The sequence below is a fragment of the Aquamicrobium sp. genome, assembly GCF_023954335.1.
GTDB lineage: Bacteria > Pseudomonadota > Alphaproteobacteria > Rhizobiales > Rhizobiaceae > Aerobium.
In genome coordinates, this window is sequence record NZ_JAMLIE010000002.1 from 598,302 (window position 1) to 618,130 (window position 19,829).

Annotated in this window: 16 protein-coding genes and 1 pseudogene; 7 read left to right on the plus strand and 10 right to left on the minus strand. The window is 68.0% G+C overall.

Annotation, left to right across the window (positions count from 1 at the left end; all coding sequences use genetic code 11):
* Nucleotides 1–30: 30 nt before the first annotated feature.
* Both nosZ and M9945_RS15570 read right to left on the minus strand, forming a co-directional pair.
* Complete coding sequence (nosZ, locus tag M9945_RS15565) at nucleotides 31–1,947, minus strand: TAT-dependent nitrous-oxide reductase (RefSeq protein ID WP_367945329.1); 1,917 nt, start codon at nucleotides 1,945–1,947, stop codon at nucleotides 31–33.
* Between the two features lie 33 nt (nucleotides 1,948–1,980).
* The gene (locus M9945_RS15570; RefSeq protein ID WP_367945597.1) at nucleotides 1,981–4,221 is read right to left on the minus strand and encodes a 4Fe-4S binding protein; all 2,241 of its coding nucleotides are present in this window, start codon (nucleotides 4,219–4,221) and stop codon (nucleotides 1,981–1,983) included.
* A gap of 215 nt (nucleotides 4,222–4,436) precedes the next feature.
* On the opposite strand from M9945_RS15570, the gene M9945_RS15575 reads away from it, so the two are divergent.
* Nucleotides 4,437–5,300, plus strand: a complete 864-nt coding sequence (locus tag M9945_RS15575) for a ferritin family protein (protein WP_367945330.1) — start codon at nucleotides 4,437–4,439, stop codon at nucleotides 5,298–5,300.
* Nucleotides 5,301–5,304: 4 nt separating this feature from the next.
* Here the strand turns inward: M9945_RS15575 and M9945_RS15580 are convergent, their stop codons facing one another.
* From M9945_RS15580 to M9945_RS15600, 5 genes are read right to left on the minus strand one after another with little or no spacing between them, the layout of a single operon-like run.
* Nucleotides 5,305–5,694, minus strand: a complete 390-nt coding sequence (locus M9945_RS15580; RefSeq protein ID WP_367931121.1) for a hypothetical protein — start codon at nucleotides 5,692–5,694, stop codon at nucleotides 5,305–5,307.
* Between the two features lie 13 nt (nucleotides 5,695–5,707).
* Nucleotides 5,708–6,610 carry a U32 family peptidase gene (locus M9945_RS15585; RefSeq protein WP_367945331.1) on the minus strand — a complete coding sequence of 301 codons (903 nt, stop codon included), beginning with the start codon at nucleotides 6,608–6,610 and terminating at the stop codon, nucleotides 5,708–5,710.
* Nucleotides 6,611–6,614: 4 nt separating this feature from the next.
* A complete protein-coding gene (locus tag M9945_RS15590; protein WP_367945332.1) occupies nucleotides 6,615–7,619 on the minus strand; it encodes a peptidase U32 family protein in 1,005 nt (334 codons plus the stop codon).
* A complete protein-coding gene (locus M9945_RS15595; RefSeq protein ID WP_367945333.1) occupies nucleotides 7,616–8,155 on the minus strand; it encodes an SCP2 domain-containing protein in 540 nt (179 codons plus the stop codon). Before M9945_RS15595 ends, M9945_RS15590 begins: the two co-directional genes overlap by 4 nt.
* Before the next feature lie 20 nt (nucleotides 8,156–8,175).
* Nucleotides 8,176–8,631: a hypothetical protein gene (locus M9945_RS15600; protein ID WP_367945334.1), complete on the minus strand. Its 456-nt coding sequence runs from the start codon at nucleotides 8,629–8,631 to the stop codon at nucleotides 8,176–8,178.
* Nucleotides 8,632–8,751: 120 nt separating this feature from the next.
* On the opposite strand from M9945_RS15600, the gene M9945_RS15605 reads away from it, so the two are divergent.
* The 4 genes and pseudogenes from M9945_RS15605 (at nucleotide 8,752) to M9945_RS15620 (ending at nucleotide 13,430) form a co-directional block, all read left to right on the plus strand.
* Nucleotides 8,752–10,257: a UbiD family decarboxylase gene (locus M9945_RS15605; protein WP_367945335.1), complete on the plus strand. Its 1,506-nt coding sequence runs from the start codon at nucleotides 8,752–8,754 to the stop codon at nucleotides 10,255–10,257.
* Nucleotides 10,258–10,488: 231 nt separating this feature from the next.
* Nucleotides 10,489–11,484, plus strand: a complete 996-nt coding sequence (locus M9945_RS15610) for a TRAP transporter substrate-binding protein (RefSeq protein ID WP_367945336.1) — start codon at nucleotides 10,489–10,491, stop codon at nucleotides 11,482–11,484.
* A 115-nt stretch (nucleotides 11,485–11,599) separates the two neighbouring features.
* A complete protein-coding gene (locus M9945_RS15615; protein WP_367931114.1) occupies nucleotides 11,600–12,118 on the plus strand; it encodes a TRAP transporter small permease in 519 nt (172 codons plus the stop codon).
* A gap of 60 nt (nucleotides 12,119–12,178) precedes the next feature.
* A pseudogene (locus tag M9945_RS15620) lies at nucleotides 12,179–13,430 on the plus strand (TRAP transporter large permease).
* Nucleotides 13,431–13,440: 10 nt separating this feature from the next.
* Here M9945_RS15620 and M9945_RS15625 read toward each other — a convergent pair.
* Nucleotides 13,441–14,556 carry a saccharopine dehydrogenase C-terminal domain-containing protein gene (locus M9945_RS15625; RefSeq protein ID WP_367945337.1) on the minus strand — a complete coding sequence of 372 codons (1,116 nt, stop codon included), beginning with the start codon at nucleotides 14,554–14,556 and terminating at the stop codon, nucleotides 13,441–13,443.
* A gap of 129 nt (nucleotides 14,557–14,685) precedes the next feature.
* On the opposite strand from M9945_RS15625, the gene M9945_RS15630 reads away from it, so the two are divergent.
* Both M9945_RS15630 and ade read left to right on the plus strand, forming a co-directional pair.
* Nucleotides 14,686–15,105 (plus strand): Lrp/AsnC family transcriptional regulator, encoded by a 420-nt coding sequence (locus M9945_RS15630; RefSeq protein ID WP_367945338.1) that lies wholly within the window; start codon nucleotides 14,686–14,688, stop codon nucleotides 15,103–15,105.
* Between the two features lie 59 nt (nucleotides 15,106–15,164).
* A complete protein-coding gene (gene ade, locus M9945_RS15635; protein ID WP_367945339.1) occupies nucleotides 15,165–16,982 on the plus strand; it encodes an adenine deaminase in 1,818 nt (605 codons plus the stop codon).
* Here the strand turns inward: ade and M9945_RS15640 are convergent, their stop codons facing one another.
* Nucleotides 16,983–18,155: an alpha/beta hydrolase gene (locus M9945_RS15640; RefSeq protein WP_367945340.1), complete on the minus strand. Its 1,173-nt coding sequence runs from the start codon at nucleotides 18,153–18,155 to the stop codon at nucleotides 16,983–16,985. It abuts the gene before it with no gap.
* A gap of 126 nt (nucleotides 18,156–18,281) precedes the next feature.
* A complete protein-coding gene (locus tag M9945_RS15645) occupies nucleotides 18,282–19,742 on the minus strand; it encodes a TrkH family potassium uptake protein (protein ID WP_367945341.1) in 1,461 nt (486 codons plus the stop codon).
* Between the last annotated feature and the right edge of the window lie 87 nt (nucleotides 19,743–19,829).

The following is a 19,829-nucleotide window of genomic DNA, read 5'->3' on the forward strand; positions in this document are numbered from 1 at the left end:
CGTCATGCACCCTTCGTCATGCGCCCTTGGTCATGCGCCTTGCGGCTCGACGAACATGCGGCCCTTCATCTCCATGTGCATGGCATGGCAGAACCACGAGCAGTAGTACCAGTAGACGCCCGGCTGGTCGGCGGTGAAGGTCACGGACGCGGTGGCGCGCGGCGCGACTTCCATGTTGAGGCCGTAGTTGATGATCGAGAAGCCGTGCGTCAGGTCCTCGACCTCGTCGAGGTTGGTGACGTAGACCGTGACCTCGTCGCCCTGTTTGACCGAGAAGCTTTCCAGGCCGAATGCCGGGGCCACCGAGGTCATGTAGACGCGCACCTTGTTGCCGTCGCGGATCACCTCGTTGTCGAACTCGAGGTCGACGCCGTCGGCCTCCGCCTGCTTGACGGCATCGGCGAAGAAGGGGTCGGCGCGGTCCCAGACATTGACCGGGTTGATCTTCGAGCGGTGGACGATGGTGGCGTCATGCGGCTCGGCGAAGGTCGGGTTGTCGTGCACCAGCACCATCTCGTCGCCCGAGATGTCGATCAACTGGTCGTTCTCCGGCTTGAGCGGGCCGACGTTGAGGTAGCGGTCCTTGGAGAACTTGTTGAGCGAGATCAGCCACTTGCCGTCGGCCTCCTTGGTCTGGCCCATGGAGGTGTGGTTGTGGCCCGGCTGGTAGTGGACGTCGAGCTTCTGGCGGATCGGATCGACCGCCTCGCCGTTGAAGGCACGGATGGCGTCGTCGATGTTCCACTTGCAGATCTGGCTGTCGATGAACAGCGTCGTATAGGCGTTGCCGCGGCCGTCGAAGGCGGTGTGCAACGGCCCGAGGCCGAGCTCCGGCTCGGCGACGACGGTGTCGCGCGGGCCGATCTTGTCGTCGAACAGGTCGTCGAAGCGGCGCACGTCCATCACCGTCACGGTCGGCGACAGCTTGCCGTTGGCGACGATGTGGATGCCGTCCGGCGCGGTGTTCATGCCGTGCGGGCCGTTGGCGATGGGCACGTAGCGGGTGAAGGGCGAACCCTTGCGCCCGTCGAGAACCGGCACGCCGCCCATCTCGGTGTATTCGCCCTTGGCGACGGCTTCCTCGATGCGCTTCAGGTTGAAGATGACCACCCAGTCCTGCTCGGCCGCCATCATCTCGGCGAGGTTGACGCCCTCTTCCGAGTTGTAGCAGGTCGAGAAGGCGTATTTGCCCTGGTAGTCGGCGTCGACGTTGTCGAGGTTGCCGCTGACGATTACCTGCCACGCCACTTCCATGGTCTCGCCGTCGACGGCGGTGAAGACCGAGCGGTACTGCGAGGCATCGTCGAGCACCGAGCCGTCGTTCGGCAGCGGCACGCCGTCCTCGCCATTGGCGAAGACATAGCCGGTCTTCGGATATTTCTGCACGCGCAGGCCGTGGACCGTGTGCTGATTGGGAAGCTGGATGATCTTGTCGCACTTCATCACGTCGAGGCGGATGCGGCAGACGCGGGTGTTGGCCTTGTCGTTGGCGTAGAGGTAGCGCCCGTCATAGGTGCCGTCGGTCTGCGACGGATGGGGATGGTGCAGGTCGCCGTTCATGTAGACGTCGCCGCCGCGCTTCTCCATGAGCGCGCGGTATTCCGGCAGCATGCCTTCCGACAGGACCTTCCTGCTTTCGTTGGTCTGGCCCCAGCCGGTGGCGCTTTCGCGGTTGAACACCGGAATGCGCATCAGCTCGCGCATCGAGGGCAGGCCGAGAACGCGGATCTCGCCCGAATGGCCGCCCGAGAAGAACACGTAGTATTCGTCGAGCTCGCCGGGCTTGACCTCGTAGCTGTTGCGCGCCTGCGCGAGCGCGGGCGTCATGGCGCTCGAGCCGAGCGTGATGGCGCCGGCGCCGACCGCGCCCGCGGCCGCGGCCGCCGCCGCGGTCGAGCCGAGCAGCTGGCGGCGGCTCAGGCCCGTTCTGGTTTCTTCCTGTGACATGGCAACTCTCCTTCTTTTGCCAGTTTTAGGCTTCTATGCCGTCGGCCCGGTTGTGCTTTCGGGCTTCCGGATCGGCACTCCCTTGTGGGAGATCACCGGTTCGGCGGGTCCCGGCCCCTTGGTCGCGGGGGAGGACAGCCGCTCGAATTTCTCGCGCTTCAGGCGCACCTGGATCATGTGCGGGCAGCGCTGGTCGTCGTGGTAGAGTTCCTGGCAGTGCATGCAGTAGATGCACTCGTTGACGTTGATCTGCCCCTCGGGGTGGATCGACTGCACCGGGCATTCCTTGGCGCAGCGCTGGCAGGGCGAGCCGCATTCGGGCCAGCGCTTCAGCCATTCGAACATGCGGATGCGGCCGGGAATGGCGAGCGCGGCGCCGAGCGGGCACAGATAGCGGCAGTAGAACCGCTCGATGAACAGGCCGATGGCCAGCAGCGTCAGCGCGAAGACGACGAACGGCCATTCGCGGGCGAATTTCAGGATGATCGAGGTCTTGAACGGCTCGACCTCGGCGAACATCTCGGCCAGCGCCACCGAATAGAGCGACAGGCCGAACAGGCCGAGGAAGATGATGTACTTGATCGGCCACAGCCGCTCGTGCAGGCCGAAGGGGATCTCGATCTGCGGCACCTTGAGCCATTTGGCGAGGTTGTTGGTCAGCTCCTGCAACGCGCCGAACGGGCACAGCCAGCCGCAGAACGGCCCGCGGCCCCAGAACAGCAGGCCCACCGCCACCGCCGCCCACAGGATGAAGATCAGCGGCGCTGAGAGGAAGAACTCCCAGTGGAAGCCGGTCATCAGCGCGTTGGTGAAGGTGAAGACGTTGACGACCGAGAGCTGGGCGTTGGCGTACCAGCCGAGCCAGACCAGCACGAAGGCGAGATAGGAGCGGCGCACCCACACGCGCAGGGCCGGCCGTGCCGAGAGCCAGTCCTGGAAGAAGAAGATGGCGGTCAGGATCAGCAGGGCGACGACCGTGATGCCGATGGATACGGCGTTCATGCGCCACATCTGCATCCACAGCGGCTCGGCCTCGCCGTCGAACGGATCCAGTGCTCCGTCGCCGGTCTCAGGAGCCTTCGGCGATTCGGCCGCCACCGGCGGGGCCGCGGGGGCAGGGGCCGCCTCGACCTTCACGTAGTCGGCGGGCAGCGCATAGCCGAGGTCGTAGGGCAGGGTGGCCTTGTCGCGCGCGCCCCAGGCGCGCTGGACGAGCATGTGCAATTCCCACGGCTCGGTGACGTCGAAGACGAAATCCTGCGGCACGAGGAAGAGCGCGATCTCGCGCAGGGCGGGCGCGCCGTCGGCGGCGATGTCGCCGAGGCGGGTGTGGTCGCGGTCGCGGAACCGCACGCCCTGGCCGTCCTGGATGAGCTCGATGCGGTCGAAGATGCCGCCGCGCACATAGCCCGAGCCCTTGAAGGAATAGGCGCCGTCGCCGGCGACGAGGATCGCCTGCCTGCCGTCTTTCAGCCGCGTCTCCAGCCGCTCGTAGCCGGCCTGGCCGAGCAGGCTGATCCCGATCGACGGCACGCTGACCGGGGCCATGTAGAGCTCGATGAAGGTGTCTTCGGGGTTCTGCGTCTCGGGCCGGGCGGCGGCCTGCGCCTCGCCGGCGCGGGAAAACGCGTCCGTGACCTCGCCGACGGTCAGCCGCAGCGCGCGCACCGAGCCGTCGCCGATCAGCGTCGCCCAGTCCTTGACCTCGCGCTTTTCCATGTCGACGGAGCGGATCTCGGTCGGGGCCTGCGCCTCGGCGACGCCTTCGCCGCCGAGCCGGCCGCTGCGAATCAGCCGCACGGAGGCGCGCACCACCGAATCGCCCATGACCAGCACGGTCACGGTGGCGCCGGAGACGATGTCGACCTGCGGCGGGCGCTGGGCGCCGGCGGCGACGCGGCCCATGTCCTGGTCGATCAGGGTGTTGAGCGAGGCGATGACCTCCCGCTCGGGAATGCCGATCAGGACGATCGGCTCCGAATGCTCGACCATCTTCAGGCCGCGCAGCACGCCCTCAGGGTCGAGCCCGACGACGATGTGGATCGGCTTGCCGGAATAGCCGATGGCGCTGGTGAAGTCGGAGTTGAGCAGCGCATAGCCCGCGAGCTCGTCGCCCTTGTAGGCCGGAACGATGGGCGGCTCGCCCATCGGTTCGCCGAATCGGTCGGCGCCGGCGAAAAGCTCGCCCGGCTGCACCTTGGGCAGGAATTCGTCGAGCCGCGCGGCCTGCGCCGGCTGGGCGGCGAGGCCGACGAGAATGAGGAAGGCGGCCAGCGGAACGAGAAGAATCGTGTGCAATGCAACGAAGAAGGGGGCTGCCTGGCGGCGGTAGGGTCTTTGCTTGGTAGCCACGCGATGCGCTTTCTTGAACGGGAGTGCCCGATTCGAGGGCGACGATAAGTGGTATTTTGCGCAGTGATTTGATCTGGCGCAAACCATTACCTTTTTTGCAGTGCGACATTTGTGACGTGAAACAGGGAGAATCCGGCATGTCGCGCCTCGGCACGGAGCCGTTCATCAGGATCGGATCGCTGGAGGAACTGTTCGCGGTCGCGGCGGCGATGGAGCGCGAGGCCATCGAGGGATATTCCGAGCTCGCCGGCCGCATGCACCGGGAAGACAGGCCGGCGCTGGCCGAGGTGTTCGAGCGGCTGGTCGCCGAGGAGACCATGCATCTCGGCAACGTCGAGCACTGGTCGCATCGCATGACCGGCAAGGGGCCGGACCTTTCCCCGTTGCGCGGCGCGCCCGACGCCACCTTCGACGACGAGGGGGCGGGCACGGTCGCGCCCGAGCTGATGAGCGCCTACCGGGCGTTCTCGATGGCGGTGCGCAACGAGGAGCGCGCCTTCGCCTTCTGGACCTATGTCGCGGCGCAAAGCACGTCGAAGGAGTTGCAGAAGGCGGCCGAGCAGATGGCGCGCGAGGAGCTCGACCACGTCGCCCGGCTGCGGCGCGAGCGGCGGCTGGCGTTCCACCAGGCCCGTGCGGCGGCGACCGACGGCGAGGGCTGGACGCTTCCGGCGCTGGAGAACCGGGTCGCTGCGCTTCTCGGCGAGACCGCGCGCGACGAGGCGGGGTCGGGCCGGGCGAGGGACATGGAGGCGCTGGCCGCGGCGGCGCGCGCCCGCGCCGGTACGCTGACCCATGCGCCGCTCGGCGAAACGCGGCTGCTGAAGAGCGTCAAGCCGGAGGTTTCGGCGCGCCTGCGGCCCGCGGTCGAACTGCTGCTCGACTGCTATCTCGATCTCGGCGAGCGCCTGCCCTCGCAGGCGGGGCGCGATCAGGCGCAGGCCTTCGCCGCCGAGCTGCTCGATTGCCTGTCGGTGGTGCGCGAGCCGGCGCGGCCGTAAGCGATTATCGCCCGTTCTCGGCCGGCAGCATCGACAGGCTGTGCATCGCCGCCGCGCCTTCGGTGGCGATGACCGAGATTTCCTCGAACAGCAGCGCGAGCTCGGCATAGACGCTGCGGTCGGGCTCGTTGACCATCAGGTGGTCGACCTCCTGCAGGAAATCGAGGATCGCCTTGATCCGCTCGCGGTGCTGGCGGGCAAGGACGAGGTGCTGGCGCATGGTGCGCTGCTGCTCGAGCGCGGCGAAGCGGCCGAGCGCTTCGTCGAGCCGGGCGCGGCACTCGCAATCCAGCTCGACATTGTCGATGACGCTGCGGATGCGGCGGATCACCGCCGCGTCGCGCGGCTCCTCGGGCGCGGGGTGGGGATGGTGGTAGGGCATCGCTGACACCATGTCGTGCGCTCCGTCAGTCCACCGTCGCCGCCGTCATCCAGCCCGGCCTGGCATGGACGTAGCCCTCGACCATCTCGCCCGGCAGGTCGAGGCCGGCCAGCGTGGCGCGCACCGCGCCGGGCTCCTCCTCGCCGTCGAGAAGGGCGCGGTAGGCTTCAGCGACCCTGACCATGTCGCAGGTGTGGGGCGAAAGCCGCAGCCGGGCGATCCTGTGCGCGGCGAGCGTTTCCGGCGTCGGGCAGAACGCCTGCACCTGGTTGGACAGGGTCTGCACCCCGTTGATGGCGAGGAAGGCCTGATCGTCGAGCGTGTCGACGGCGAGGCCGTCCGGGTCCTTCTCGCAGGTGAACTGGCACGAATCCTTGTGAAGGCCATGCAGCCGCGCGTGATAGCAGCGGCCGGAAATGGCGAGGGGCAGCCGGCCGAAGGCGAAGATCTCGAACTCGATCTCCGGGCAGGCGGCGGCCATGGCGCCGATCGCCGCCAACGACAGCTCGACCGGCGGGCAGATGGCGCGCGCGCCGCGCCCTGCCAGGAACTGCGCCGTCGCCTCGTTGTAGACGTTGAGGAACGGCCCGGTGACGAAGGGCTGGCCCGCGCGCGCGGGCAGGGCGGTGATGTCGTTGACCTCGACCAGCCGCTCGTCGCCGCACAGATCGGCGACCGAGCGCCGCTCGCGCACCGTCGCCGGGGCGGCGAGCGTCGACAGCACGACCTCCTTGCCGGCGCGCTCCAGCCGCTCGATCACGTCTGGCCAGCACGGATCGGAGAACGGCATGCGCTTGCCGCACACCACCTCGCCGACATGGACGCGTCCGACGGGCGCTTCGTCGGCGATGCGGCGGTAGAAATCGAGCAGCCGCTCGGCCGGCCAGTGGAACAGGACAGGGCCGAGGGTCAGCGAAACGTTGGTCATGGCATCACCTCCAGACCTTGCGGTAGGCCCCGGCGGTCTGGCGCCCGCCCTCCGACTGGCCGGCGAGGATGCGGTCGATCTCGACGGCGTCGCCGCCCGCCTCGACCGCGTCGACGGCGCGGCGGAAGGCGCGCACCACCTCGCTGACATAGCCCTTGCCGCGCTGGCGGCCCTCGATCTTCAGCGCGGTGATGCCGGCCTTCTTCAGCCCCTCGATCAGGCTGCCGGCGTTGAGACTGACCGGCTCCTCGAACAGATACGAGGTCTTGCCGCCGGCGTTGAAGCGGCCCTTGCACAGCGTGGGGTAGCCGGTCGGCTCGCCCGGCGCGTAGCGGTCGATGGTGAAGCCGGAGAGCTTCGCCGCCATGCCCTTGCCGTCCTCGTCATAGGTGACGGCTTCCGGCGGCGAGCAGACGCCGTTGAGGTTCGGCGACTTGCCGGTGGCGTAGGAGGACAGGTAGCAGCGCCCCTCGACCATGACGCACAGGCCGCCGAAGACGAAGGCTTCGGTCTCGACGTCGATATTCTTGTTGAGCGCGGTGATCTCCGGCACCGACAGGACGCGGGGGATGACGACGCGGCGCACGCCGAAGGTCTCGGCATAGAAGCGGATCGCCTCCGGCGTCGCGGCGGCGGCCTGCACGGAAAGGTGGAGGCGAATGGCGTCCTTGTGGTTCGTCGCGACATGGTCGAGCACGGCGATGTCGCCGGCGATGATCGCGTCGGCCCCGCAGCGGACGGCGGTGTCGGCGGCGTTGCGCCACAGATCGACGTCGCCGACGCGGGCGAAGGTGTTGATGGCGACGAGGACCCTGGTGCCGCGGTCGTGGGCGAAGCGCACGCCCTCGGCCAGCTCCTGCGCCGAGAAGTTGAGGCCCGGGAAGTTGCGGGCATTGGTCTCGTCGCGGAAGCCGCAATAGACGGCGTCCGCGCCCGCCTCGACCGCGGCGCGAAGCGTCGACGGCGTGCCGGCAGGGCAGACGAGCTCCATGCGCGCGGGGGCGGTCATGACCGTGCCTCCACCGTTGCCGGCGTCGACGTGGCGGCGGCGAAGCGGCGCGCCACGTCGAGGCCGCCGAGGATGCCGGCGTCGGCCAGCCGGCCGAGCGTGCCGGACAGGCCGATCAGGTCGGCCGGCGTCAGCTCCGCGTCCTCGATGGCGTTGCGCAGCGCCAGCACCGCCTCGGTGCGGCCGCTGATCGAGATCACGCGGTTGAAGAACAGGGCATCACCGTCCTGCGTGCCGTCGAGCAGCGCCAGCAGCGTCAGGATCGGACCGCGGATGACGACCGGGCAATCTTGCGTCTCGTCCTTGCCCGTGGCCTTCACCGTGGCCCGCTCGCCGTCCGGCACGACGACGAAGGAAAAGGCGAGATCGACCGGGTCGATGAGGAAGCGCTCGCGCGAGAATTCGCCCAGCCGGTCGAACAGGCCCGGCCGCCGCCGCGCCAGCGCGCGCAGCGAAAGGGTGAGCGCCGGGCCGAGCGGCAGGCCGGCGAAGGCGGGGAACAGTTGGCGGACGAAGGCCGGGAGCTTGGCTTCCATGTTTTATGCTCTTGTCTTTTCTATGCTTTTCGGGTCGGTCCGGGCGCGCCTACCCTGAGGTGCCGGCCGGAGGCGATCCGGGCGAGGCTCTCGCTGACGGGGCAGTAATGGCGGTAGCGGCGGGCGAAATCGCCGGTGCCGAGGTCGCGCCGGCAGCGGCTGCGCGCATCGCAGGCGCGGCAGACGGAGCGCATTTCCATGAGCCAGAGGCTTTCGCGCTCGGCGAAGTCGTCGCCGTCGATGCCGAGCGAGAGCATGGCGCGGGCGAGCAGCTCGCCGGAGGCGGCGAAGGCGCGGCCGGATGCGGCGGGGCGCGCGTTCTTCCCGCTCACTGTGAGCCCGACACCGCCCGCAGGCCCCTCAACGTCCATCGACTGCCCATCCTTCGCCGTCGCCGTCCCGCGCCGATCTTCCTCGGGCGGGGCGGCAGCCGGACGCCAGAGCGCCAGAAGCCGGCCGAACAGGTGCCGGACCATGCCATCGCCTCCCTGCGCCGTTGCGAAAAAGCCTAGTCGCCGGTCCCCCTGGTTTCTTTGCGATATCGCAAAGAGTTCCCTTTTCCGCTGTGCCATGATGCCGCTCATATCGAGCCGACCATGCATCAACGCCTTCTGCCGCCTTTTTCCGATCTCGGCTCGTTTCTCTCCCACCTCTCCGGGGCGGGGGAGGTACGCGAGGTCGGAGCCCCGGTGTCGATGCATCTGGAAATCACCGAGCTTCACCGGCAGGTGATCGCAGCTGGGGGGGCTGTGCTGCGACTGACCAGAGCGCTCGACGTCAGGGGCGAGGCGGCGCGCCTTCCCGTCGTGACCAACCTGTTTGGCACGGCGGGGCGCGTCGCCTCCGGTCTCGGCACTGACCGGGACGGCCTCACCTCTCTCGGCGAGATGATGGCATGGCTGCGCGCACCGAAGCCGCCGCAATCGCTGCGCGAGGCGCGGGCGCTGCTGCCGGCGGCGAAGGGCGCGCTGCTCGCCCGGCCGAAGGCCGTGCCGCGGCCGCGCGCGTGGCGCGAGGTCGATCCGGATTTCTCGTTCCTTCCCGTCCAGCATTGCTGGCCGGACGACGCCGGGCCGCTCATCACTTGGCCGATCGTCGTCACCCGCGCGCCGGGCGCGGACGATTTTTCCTCCTACAATCTCGGCGTCTATCGCATGCAGGTGCTCGACGGGGCGCGGGCGATCATGCGCTGGCTGCCGATGCGCGGCGGCGCGGCGCATCATCGCCAATGGCAGGCCGGGGGGCAGGCGAAAGGCGAGGACATGCCGGTCGCGGTCGTCATCGGCGCCGACCCGGCGACGATGATCTCGGCGGTGATGCCGGCGCCCGAAGGCGTCAGCGAGCTGGCGCTCGCCGGCATGATCAACGGGAGGCGGGCGGCGCTCGCGCCCTGCGCGTCCATTCCGCTCCATGTGCCGGCCGGTGCCGAGATCGTGCTCGAGGGAACCGTCTCGCCGCACGAGACCGCGCTCGAAGGGCCGTTCGGCGACCATACCGGCTATTACAACGCGCCCGCGTATTATCCGGTCTTCACCCTGAAGCGCCTGTTCGTGCGCGAGGGCGCCCATTACCTCACCACCTTCACCGGCCGCGCGCCGGACGAGCCCTCCGTGCTGGGGGAGGCGCTGCTCGACGTCTTCAAGCCGCTGCTGCGCCAGCAGCTTCCCGAGATCGTCGACGTCTGGCTGCCGCCGGAGGCGAGCTCCTACCGCATCGCGGTCATTGCCATCGACAAGCGCTATCCGGGGCAGGCGCGGCGCGTGATGATGGGGCTGTGGTCGCTGCTGCCGCAGTTCCAGATGACCAAGATGGTGATCGTGGTCGACGACGACATCGACATCCGCTCCTGGCCGGACGCGATGTGGGCGCTGGCGACGCGGATGGACCCTGCGCGAGACCTCATGGTGCTGGAGCGCACGCCGGTCGACCAGCTCGACTTCGCCTCGCCGCTCGAGGGGCTGGGCGGCAAGGTCGGCTTCGACGCCACGCGCAAGATCGGGGCCGAGACCACGCGCGAATGGGGTGTCGAACTGGCGATGCCCGGCGAGGTCGCGGCGCGGGTCGCGCAGCGCTGGCAGGAATTTTTCCCCGACGGCGGCTAGACGGGCGGGGAAAAACACCTGCCGCAACGGAAGCAAAGGGCAGCGTTTGTCACAGGCAGATGCGCGACTCTACTGTCCGGTTGCATGCCTCTGCTTGACAGGGCGCATGATGAGGCGGAAAAGCAGGCAACGAAACTGGCTCGGCCCCACCGGTTTGCCGGGAGGATTAGCCGAAAGCCATGTCGGGCGGGTTTCGCAATCCTTTTGCGCCTATTGGGAGGTATCCAGAACATGCAGCAGTTCCTGAAGCATTTTGCGCCGGCGGCGGCAGCCGTGGCGTTTTCCTTCGCGGCCTTCACCGGCGCGGCGAGCGCCCAGCAGGAGATCAAGCTCGGCTACGCGCTGGCGACCACGTCGCATTACGGCGTCGCCGCGACCAAGTGGCAGGAAGTGGTCGAGGCCGAGACCGACGGCCGCTTCGTGTTCCGCCATTTCCCGTCCTCGGGCCTCGGCGGCGAGCGCGAGGTGATCGAGGGGTTGCAGATCGGCACCGTCGAGGCGACCATCGTCTCCTCGGGAACGCTGTCGAACTTCGTGCCGGAGACCGGCGTGTTCGACATCCCCTTCCTGTTCCGTGACCTCAAGCACGCCCGCACCGTGCTCGACGGCCCGATCGGCCAGGACATCCTCGCCAAGTTCGAGTCGGCCGGCCTCGTCGCGCTGGCCTGGGGCGAGCAGGGCTTCCGCCATATCACCAACAACCGCAACGCCATCGCCGCGCCCGCCGACGTCGCCGGCCTGAAGCTGCGCACGATGGAGAATCCGATCCACATCACCGCCTTCCAGACGCTGGGCGCGGCGCCGACGCCGATGGCGTGGCCGGAAGTGATCGGCGCGCTGGAGCAGGGCACCATCGACGGCCAGGAGAACCCGCTCTCGGTCATCACCTCGGCCAAGCTCTCCGAGGTGCAGAAGTACCTGACCGTTTCCGGCCACGTCTATTCGCCGGCGATGCTGCTCGTCGCGCCGGACTTCTGGAACGGCCTGTCCGACGAGGACAAGGAAGTGTTCAAGAAGGCGGCCGCCGAGGCGGTCGTCGCCATGCGCGGCTTCGTCGACAATGCCGAGAGTTCCGGCGTCGAGCAGCTCAAGGCCGCGGGCATGGATGTGGGCGAGCTGTCGAGCGAGCAGAAGGCCGCTTTCCAGGAGGCGCTCGCCCCGGCCTACGAGCAGTACTACAACACCTACGGCAAGGATCTGATCGACCAGATCATCGCGACCGAATAAGCCGCGACGCCGGACAATCCGGTGACCGAACGAGCCGGCGGGGCCAGCCCCTGCCGGCTTCTTTCCCTGACGGGACAAGGCAGGGGCCCTGAAAGGCAAGGCAGGGGATAGGATCATGAACAAAGTCGAGAACGCCTTCGTCGAGCTGAACAAATGGGCGCTCATCCTGCTTCTCGGCGCGATGTCGTGCATCGTCTTCACCAATGTGGCGCTGCGCTACACGACGAACTACTCGATCCCGTGGGCCGAGGAAGTCGCGCGCTACATGATGGTGTGGATGACCTTCCTCGGCGCCGGCCTGACGCTGCGCTACGGCGGCCATGTCGCCATCACCAATGTGATGGACGGGCTGGCGCCGCGCGCCCAGCGCATCCTGAGAGCCGTCATTGCGCTCTCGCTGTTCGCCTTCTTCGCGGTCATGATCTGGGTCGGCTACAATTACGCGATGCGCATGCGCTTCCAGCTGACGCCGGCGACGCGGATACCGTTCAGCTACATCTACGCGGCGATCCCGGTGGGCTTTGCGCTGCTGGCGATCCACCTTCTGTTGATCGTGCGCGGCTACGTGGCGGAGAACCGCTTCAAGGAAGCGGCCGACGTGCCCGGCGACATCGCCGGCAGCCTGAGCGCCTGAGCGCTTGAGTAAGAACGCATCGAGGGGACGCGCGTGGCCTGGATACTCTTCATCACCTTCGTGATCCTGCTGGCGGCGGGCTTTCCCGTCGCCTTCACGCTGGCGATCTCCGCCTTCGTCGCGGTCGCGCTCGGCAGCTCCTATCCCTATCTCGTCGTCGTCAGCGAGATGTTCTCCGGCCTCGACTCGTTCCCGCTGATGGCGGTGCTGTTCTTCATCCTCGCCGCCGAGCTGATGACCGGCGGGGCGATGACCCATGTGCTCCTGCGCTTCGCCTCGCAGTTCGTCGGCCACCTGCGCGGCGGGCTGGGCTATGCCAACGTCATCTCGGCGGCGCTGTTCTCCGGGATTTCCGGCTCGGCGCTGGCCGACGCGGCCGGCCCCGCGCGATGATGATCCGCATGATGGAGAAGTCCGGCTACGACAAGTCCTATGCCGGGCGCTGACCGCCTCGGCGGCGGTGATGGGGCCGATCATCCCGCCCTCGATCATCATGATCACCACGCGCTCCAGGTCGAGCAGGTGTCCGTCGGGGCGCTGTTCATCGCCGGCATGGTGCCGGGCATCGTCATCGCGCTCGCCCTCTCGGCCGCCAACTTCGTCGTCCTGCGCAAGCGCAACTATCGCGGCGAGGCCGAGCGGCCGTCCGGCCGCGAGATGGTGAAGACGACGTTCCACGCCCTGCCGGCGCTGCTCTTGATCGTCATCATCATCGGCGGCATCCGCGCCGGCGTGTTCACGCCGACCGAGGCCTCGGTGGTGGCGATCTTCTACGCGCTCGCCTGCGGCATGTTCCTCTACCGCTCGCTCAAGCTGCGCGACATCCCGGCGATCATCTTCCGCGCGGCGCTGATCTCGATCGCGGTGCTGATCATCCTCGCCGCCGCCCGCGCCTTCGCCTGGGTTCTGATCATCGAGAGCGTGCCGCAGCAGCTCGCCGAGACCATCGTCTCGGCAGCTCAGCCCGCTCGTCTTCCTGCTGGCGGTCAACCTGCTCCTCCTCGTCTTCGGCCTGTTCATGGACCCGCTGCCGGGGGTGATGGTGCTGGTGCCGATCCTCGCGCCCATCGCCCACTCGCTCGGCATCGACCCGATCCACTTCGCCATGGTGGTGATCCTGAACCTGACCATCGGCCTGGTCACGCCGCCGGTCGGGGCGCTGCTGTTCGTCGTCTCCTCGGCCGTCAAGCTCAGGGTCGGAGACATCATCCGCGAAATGCCCCCCTTCTTCATCGCCCACATCATCGTCCTCGCCCTCATCACCTTCATCCCGGCACTCTCAACCTGGCTGCCAAGGGTCTCGGGTTTCTGAGGGACGAGGATCAGGCGGCTGCCCCGCGGGCGGCGGCATCCGCGGCGTAGTGGCGGCCGAAGCGGTTGGCGAGGAAGTCGGCAAGGGCGATGTCCTCCTGCCGCACGAAGCCCGTCTGCGGCAGCTTTCCTACGACCAGCATGTCGAGGACGGTGCAGATGCCGGCGGCGGTGGTGATCTGGATGGCGCTGCGCGGCCGGCCGGCAATCAGGCCGCTGTAGATCTTGTGAGCGTATGTCTCCTGCATCAGTCGCCCGCCCTTGAGGCCGGAGACGGTGACGAAGACGATGACCACGTCCTGCCCGGTCGCCGGCAGTGCCTGCTCGAGGATGTCCTTCAACAGGTCGCGCCGGTTGCGCAGGTTCAGGTCGTTGAGCAGCGTCTTCATGATCGCGGCGTGGCCGGGATAGCGGATGGTGCGGTAGTTGAGCGTGCGCACCCTGCCGGCCAGCGTCTCGCACAGCGTGCCGAGCCCACCCGAGGTGTTGAACGCCTCGTAGGTGACGCCGTCGAGCGAGAACTCCTCGCGCTCCTCCATCGCCGGCACTTCTATCAGCCGGCCGTCGACGATGGCCTCGCACGGCTCGATATATTCGTTGATGATGCCGTCGGTGCTCCAGGTCAGGTTGTAGTTGAGCGCGTTCGACGGGTATTGCGGCAGCGCGCCGACGCGCAGGCGCACCGTGTCGAGCCGCTCGAACCGGCTGGCGAGGTCGTGGGCGACGATGGAAACGAAGCCCGGCGCGAGGCCGCATTGCGGGATGAAGACGCTTTTCGCCGCCTTCGCCAGCTCCTTGACCCGCCTCGTCGAGGCGACGTCCTCGGTCAGGTCGAGATAGTGGATGCCGGCGGCGCCCGCGGCCTCGGCGATCGCAACGGTCAGGTGGAAAGGGGCGGCGCTCAGCACGGCGAAGCGGCCGGCGAGCAGGGCTCGCAGCGCCTCGCCATCGGCGATGTCGAGCGCCTGCGTCGCCACCGCCGGATGCCGGTCCGCCGCCTCCAGCTGTGCGGGGTCCCGGTCGGCGAGGGTGACGCGGTAGTCGCCGCTCCCGGCCAGCATCAGCGCGATGGTCGTGCCGATCTTGCCGGCCCCGATGACGACGATGTCCCTGTTCGCTTCCTGCATGGGCTTGCCCTCCGTTCCTGATCGGACGAGACGGCCACGAACGGCTTTGCATTTCAAACCGGTGAACTTATGATATTTCTGGTTTGATCATGCAAAATGACGAAGGATTTCGTCATTATGAAGGAAAACATGAAGGACGAGCTTCTCCTGTCGCTGCTGTCGGAGAACGCGCGCATGCCGGTCTCGGAGCTGGCGCGCCGGCTCGGCCTGTCGCGCACGACCGTCCAGGCGCGCATCGAGCGGCTGGAGCGCAGCGGCGCCATCGCCGGCTACACGGTGCGCCTGAGCACCGCAGCCGAGCGAGCGCTGGTGCGCGCCTTCGTCATGATCACGGTGAAGCCCAAGCATGCCGGCCAGACCATCGCCGAGTTGAAAGACATCCGCGAGGTGCGCACGCTGCACTCGATCAGCGGCGAGGTCGACCTGATGGCGGTGGTCGCCGCCGGCTCTGTCGCGGCGCTCGATGCGGTAGTGGACCGGATCGGCGCGCTCGAAGGGGTCGAGCGGACGCAGACCTCGGTGATCATGGCGACCAAGTTCGACAGGTAGGCGCGCCATTGCGCTTGCCATGCGCTCGGTGGCACAGTCTGCGAAACGGAGACCGCGCCATGCCCGCCAGGACCAAGCACGCCTTCCCACGGCCGAAGCCGTGGACGGAGGTCGCGACCCATCTCGTCGACGTCGCCATGGGCAGGAAGCCGGCCGACCTCGTCGTGCGCAACGGGCGCTGGGTCAACGTCCATTCGGGCGAGGTGATCGCGGCGACCGACATCGCCATCGCCGCCGGCCGCTTCGCCTATTGCGGGCCGGACGCGCGCCACGCCATCGGCGAGGGGACGAAGGTGGTGGACGCCGGCGGGCGCTATCTGGTCCCGGGCCTGTGCGACGGCCACATGCATGTCGAGAGCGGCATGGTGACGGTGACGGAGTTCTGCCGCGCCGTCATCCCGCACGGCACGACCTCGATGTTCGTCGACCCGCACGAGATCGCCAACGTGCTCGGCCTCGACGGGGTGCGGCTGATGCATGACGAGGCGCTGGCGATGCCGGTCAACGTCAAGGTGCAGGTGCCGTCCTGCGTGCCGTCGGCCGCGGGGCTGGAGAATGCCGGCGCGCAGCTGACGGCCGACGACGTCGCCGAGGCGATGAACTGGGAGAACATCATCGGCCTCGGCGAGGTGATGAACTTTCCCGGCGTCGCCGCCAACGACCCGCTGATGGTCGCCGAGATCGCGGCGACGGTGAAGGCGGGCAGGACGGTCGGCGGCCATTACGCCTCGCGCGACCTCGGCCTGCCGTTCCACGGCTATGTCGCCGGCGGGCCGGAGGACGACCATGAGGGCACGAGCGTCGAGGACGCGATCGCCCGCGTCCGGCAGGGCATGAAGGCGATGCTTCGGCTCGGTTCGGCCTGGTACGACGTGGCGAGCCAGATCAAGGCGGTGACGGAAAAGGGCCTCGACCCGCGCAACTTCATCCTGTGCACCGACGACAGCCATTCCGGAACACTGGTCCATGACGGTCACATGGACCGCGTGGTGCGCCACGCCATCGCGCAGGGGCTGAAGCCGGTCACGGCGATCCAGATGGCGACGCTCAACACCGCCCAGCATTTCCGGCTGGAGCGCGAGATCGGCTCGATCGCGCCGGGCAGGCTCGCCGATTTCCTCATCGTCTCCGATCTCGCCGCGCTCGGCATCGACGAGGTGTTCGCGCGCGGCGTGCGGCTGGCCAAGGGCGGCCGGCTGGAGGTCGACATTCCGCCTTACGACTATCCCGCCCGCGCCAAGAAGACGGTGAAGCTCGGCAGGATGCTCAAGGCGGCGGATTTCGACATCGTCGCGCCGGAGGGCGCCAACGAGGCGCGGGTGCGCGTCATCGGCGTGATCGAGAACCAGGCGCCGACGCGGGCGCTCGAGGCCGACCTTGCCGTCGCCGACGGGCTGGTCGAGATGGACCGCGAGAACGACGTGTGCCAGATCGCGCTGGTCGAGCGCCACCGCGGCACGGGCGGCGTCGTCAACGGCTTCGTCTCCGGCTTCGGCTATACGCGCGACTGCGCGCTCGCCTCGACCGTGGCGCACGATTCGCACCACATGATCGTCGTCGGCACCAACAAGCGCGACATGGCGCTGGCCGCCAACCGGCTGGGCGAGGTCGGCGGCGGCGTGGTGCTGTTCTCGCAAGGCAGGGAGATCGCCCTCGTCGAGATGCCCATCGCCGGGCTGATGTCGGACGAGCGGGCCGAGATCGTGGCGCAGAAGGCGGCGAAGCTGACGGCGGCGATGCGCGAGATGGGCTGCACGCTCAACAACGCCTACATGCAGCATTCGCTGCTGGCGCTGGTGGTGATCCCGGAACTGCGCATCTCCGACATCGGCATCGTCGACGTGACGCGCTTCGAGAAGGTCGACCTTTTCCTGTAATCAGCGGCGGCCGCCGACGGCGATGTTGATGACCTCGAACGGCGTGGTGACGATGATCTCGGCGGCGGAACCGAGAGTCTGGCCGAGGCCTTGCGCCAGTCCGTCGATGCGGCGCGTGATGTCGTCGCTGTTGCCGTCGAGCATCTGATCCTCGTTCAGCCGGCTGCCGAGAAGCTGCACCATCAGCGGGTTCTCGGCGAACTTGGCGTGGTTCAGCCTGTCGCCGCCGGACGAGATGCCGGAGATGTCCACGACCGTGATGCCGAGGCTGGCGAGATCGGCGTCGTTGCCATAGTCGCCGACGCGCGGCCGGTTGCCGGCGATGATCGACGAGGCGAGCAGCGCCCGGTCGTCGCGCGACAGGATGACGAAGATCGGCCAGTCGATCTTGCCGATGCGGCGCAACTGGCTCTTGAACACGTCGACGTCGATGTCGGGCGAGGCGAGGATGACGTCGCCGAGGCTGTTGTGGACGTCGCGGTTGCCCGAGAGCGCCATTTGGCGCAGCGTCTCCATCGTCAGCCAGTTGCCCATCGAGTGGGCGACGATGTCGATGCGGATCGCGCCGGCCGCGCGCAGCTGGCGCAGCGTGTCCTCCAGCCCGTCGCGGGCGACGGTGGCCGAGTTGTTGTCGTAGATGTAGTCGACGGTGCGCCCGGTCGAGGCCCACGAGAACAGGACCGGCGTGCCGTGATAGCCGGAATCGTGGACGATCTGCGCGGCGCGGTAGACCGAATTGTCGAACGGCGTGCGATAGCCGTGGATGAAGACCAGCGCGCGGCCGCGCGTGCGCTTCAGGCTTTCGCCGAGCGCGCGGCGGAAGCCTTCCCGGGCGGGATAGAGCGCGACCTCGCCGGCGGCGAAATGCCGTGCCGGGTCGCGCCGCGCGCCGGCGCGCGGGTGCTCGACCTTGCCCGGCTCGTGGACCTTGGGGAGGGTTACGTCGACGCGGGCATAGTTCACGTCGACGCTGCGCTCGCCGCTGAACACTTCCTTGCGGTCGTCCGCGGTCGCACGGGTGGTGGCGACGAATATCCGGTGGGTGGCGAGGATCTCTTGCGGCTCGGCGGCCACGGCGTCGAGCAGGCGCGTGGTCGGTCCGCCCGCGCAGCCCGAAAGGGCGAGGGCAGGGGCAAGCACGGCGGCGGCGGCGAGATGGCGTGCCCGGCTCAACGCGAAAAACTCCTGAAGCAATTCCCGAAAAGTGCGAAGCGCTTTTCGTCCGGAATTGCGTTGAAACAATCTGCCGAAGATCACTCCCATCCTTCGCTACCGTGCCGGGCGGGGCTTGGCAAGGTCTCAGCGCCGCCAGAACACCGGCGTGAAGACGACGAGGACGGCGAGGATTTCCAGCCGCCCGAGCAGCATCGCCAGCGCCAGCAGCCATTTCGCCGCGTCGGGCACGGCGGAGAAATTGCCGGCCGGGCCGATCATCTCGCCGAGGCCGGGGCCGACATTGGTCAGGCACGTCAGCGCGCCGGACAGGGCGGTGAGGATATCGATGCCCGTCGCCGTCAGAAGCAGCGTCAGGATCAGCCAGATCGACAGGAAGGCCGAGATGAACAGCACCACCGCGCGCTGCATGGCGTCGTCCACCGGCCGGTCGCCATAGTGAACCGTCACCACCGCGTTGGGATAGACGAAGCGCTTCAAGCCGTTGGCGAGCAGCTTGAACAGGATGAGGAAGCGGTAGGCCTTCACCCCGCCCGAGGTCGAGCCGGAGCAGCCGCCGAGCACGGTGGCGACCAGCGCGCAGCCGGCCACGAACGGCCCCCACTCGGTGTAGTCGCCGGTGGCGAAGCCGGTCGTGGTGATGAGCGAGACGAAGTTGAACGCCGAATAGGTCAGCGCCTGCCCGAACTCCATGTCGCCGGTCAGGCGCAGATAGAGCGCGACCGCGGCGACGAACGCCAGCACGTAGCCGGCGAAGACGCGGATCTGCGGGTCGCGCAGCGTGTCGAGCCGGCCCGAGACCACGAGCAGCATGACGATGGAGAACGGCAGCGCGCCGAGGAACATGAACACCGTGGCGATCCACAGGATGGCGAAATTGTCGCCATAGACACCCATCGAGGCGTCGTGGGTCGAGAAGCCGGCGGTCGAGATGGTGGTGAGCGCGTGGTTGAGCGCGTCGAAGCCGCTCATGCCGGCAGCGGCGTAGAGCACGGTGCACAGGACCGTGGTCGCGGAATAGATGCCGATCAGGGCGGTGATGTGGGTTGACAGGCGCTCGAACGGCCTGTCGGTGATGTCGGACGTCTCGATGCGGAAATAGGAGATGCCGCCGACATTGAGGAACGGCAGCACGAACAGGGAGAAGGCGATGACGCCGAGGCCGCCCATCCATTGCAGTAGCGAGCGCCACAGGAGGATGCCGGGCGGCAGCCCGTCCAGCCCGTTGATGATCGTCGCGCCGGTTGTGGTGATGCCGGAGGCGGCCTCGAACACGGCCTCGGCCAGCGTCAGGTCGAGCGAGGCAGCGGCATAGAGCGGGACGGCGCCGACGGCGCTGGTGGTCAGCCACAGAAGGTTGACGACGAGGAAGCCGAATCGCGACGAGATCGGCGGCGGCCGGCCTTGCGTCGCCAGCGCGCCGCCGAGCGCCAGCCCGCCGGTGAAGAAGGCGCAGAACGCGAACACCCGCCAGTCGTCGTTGCCGTAATAGAGATCGACCGCCGCCGGGGCGAGCATGGCGAAGGAAAGGTAGATCGCGAAGACCGAGGCGATGTGAACCGCGGCGCGGACGGTCGAATATTGCACGGCGGGAATCCTGACACGCTCGGCCTCGACAGTGGCGTCACGGGCGAGTTTGTGCAATAGCCCTCGCGAAAACCGGCGGAGAGGACG

Excerpts from the sequence above, each read along its gene's own strand:
- M9945_RS15610 (WP_367945336.1), top strand. The coding sequence starts at position 10,489 with ATGCAGCAGTTCCTGAAGCATTTTGCGCCGGCGGCGGCAGCCGTGGCG.
- M9945_RS15600 (WP_367945334.1), bottom strand. The coding sequence starts at position 8,631 with ATGGTCCGGCACCTGTTCGGCCGGCTTCTGGCGCTCTGGCGTCCGGCT.
- M9945_RS15630 (WP_367945338.1), top strand. The coding sequence starts at position 14,686 with ATGAAGGACGAGCTTCTCCTGTCGCTGCTGTCGGAGAACGCGCGCATG.
- M9945_RS15580 (WP_367931121.1), bottom strand. The coding sequence starts at position 5,694 with ATGGTGTCAGCGATGCCCTACCACCATCCCCACCCCGCGCCCGAGGAG.
- M9945_RS15590 (WP_367945332.1), bottom strand. The coding sequence starts at position 7,619 with ATGACCGCCCCCGCGCGCATGGAGCTCGTCTGCCCTGCCGGCACGCCG.
- M9945_RS15605 (WP_367945335.1), top strand. The coding sequence starts at position 8,752 with ATGCATCAACGCCTTCTGCCGCCTTTTTCCGATCTCGGCTCGTTTCTC.
- M9945_RS15585 (WP_367945331.1), bottom strand. The coding sequence starts at position 6,610 with ATGACCAACGTTTCGCTGACCCTCGGCCCTGTCCTGTTCCACTGGCCG.
- M9945_RS15575 (WP_367945330.1), top strand. The coding sequence starts at position 4,437 with ATGTCGCGCCTCGGCACGGAGCCGTTCATCAGGATCGGATCGCTGGAG.
- M9945_RS15595 (WP_367945333.1), bottom strand. The coding sequence starts at position 8,155 with ATGGAAGCCAAGCTCCCGGCCTTCGTCCGCCAACTGTTCCCCGCCTTC.
- M9945_RS15625 (WP_367945337.1), bottom strand. The coding sequence starts at position 14,556 with ATGCAGGAAGCGAACAGGGACATCGTCGTCATCGGGGCCGGCAAGATC.
- ade (WP_367945339.1), top strand. The coding sequence starts at position 15,165 with ATGCCCGCCAGGACCAAGCACGCCTTCCCACGGCCGAAGCCGTGGACG.
- M9945_RS15615 (WP_367931114.1), top strand. The coding sequence starts at position 11,600 with ATGAACAAAGTCGAGAACGCCTTCGTCGAGCTGAACAAATGGGCGCTC.
- nosZ (WP_367945329.1), bottom strand. The coding sequence starts at position 1,947 with ATGTCACAGGAAGAAACCAGAACGGGCCTGAGCCGCCGCCAGCTGCTC.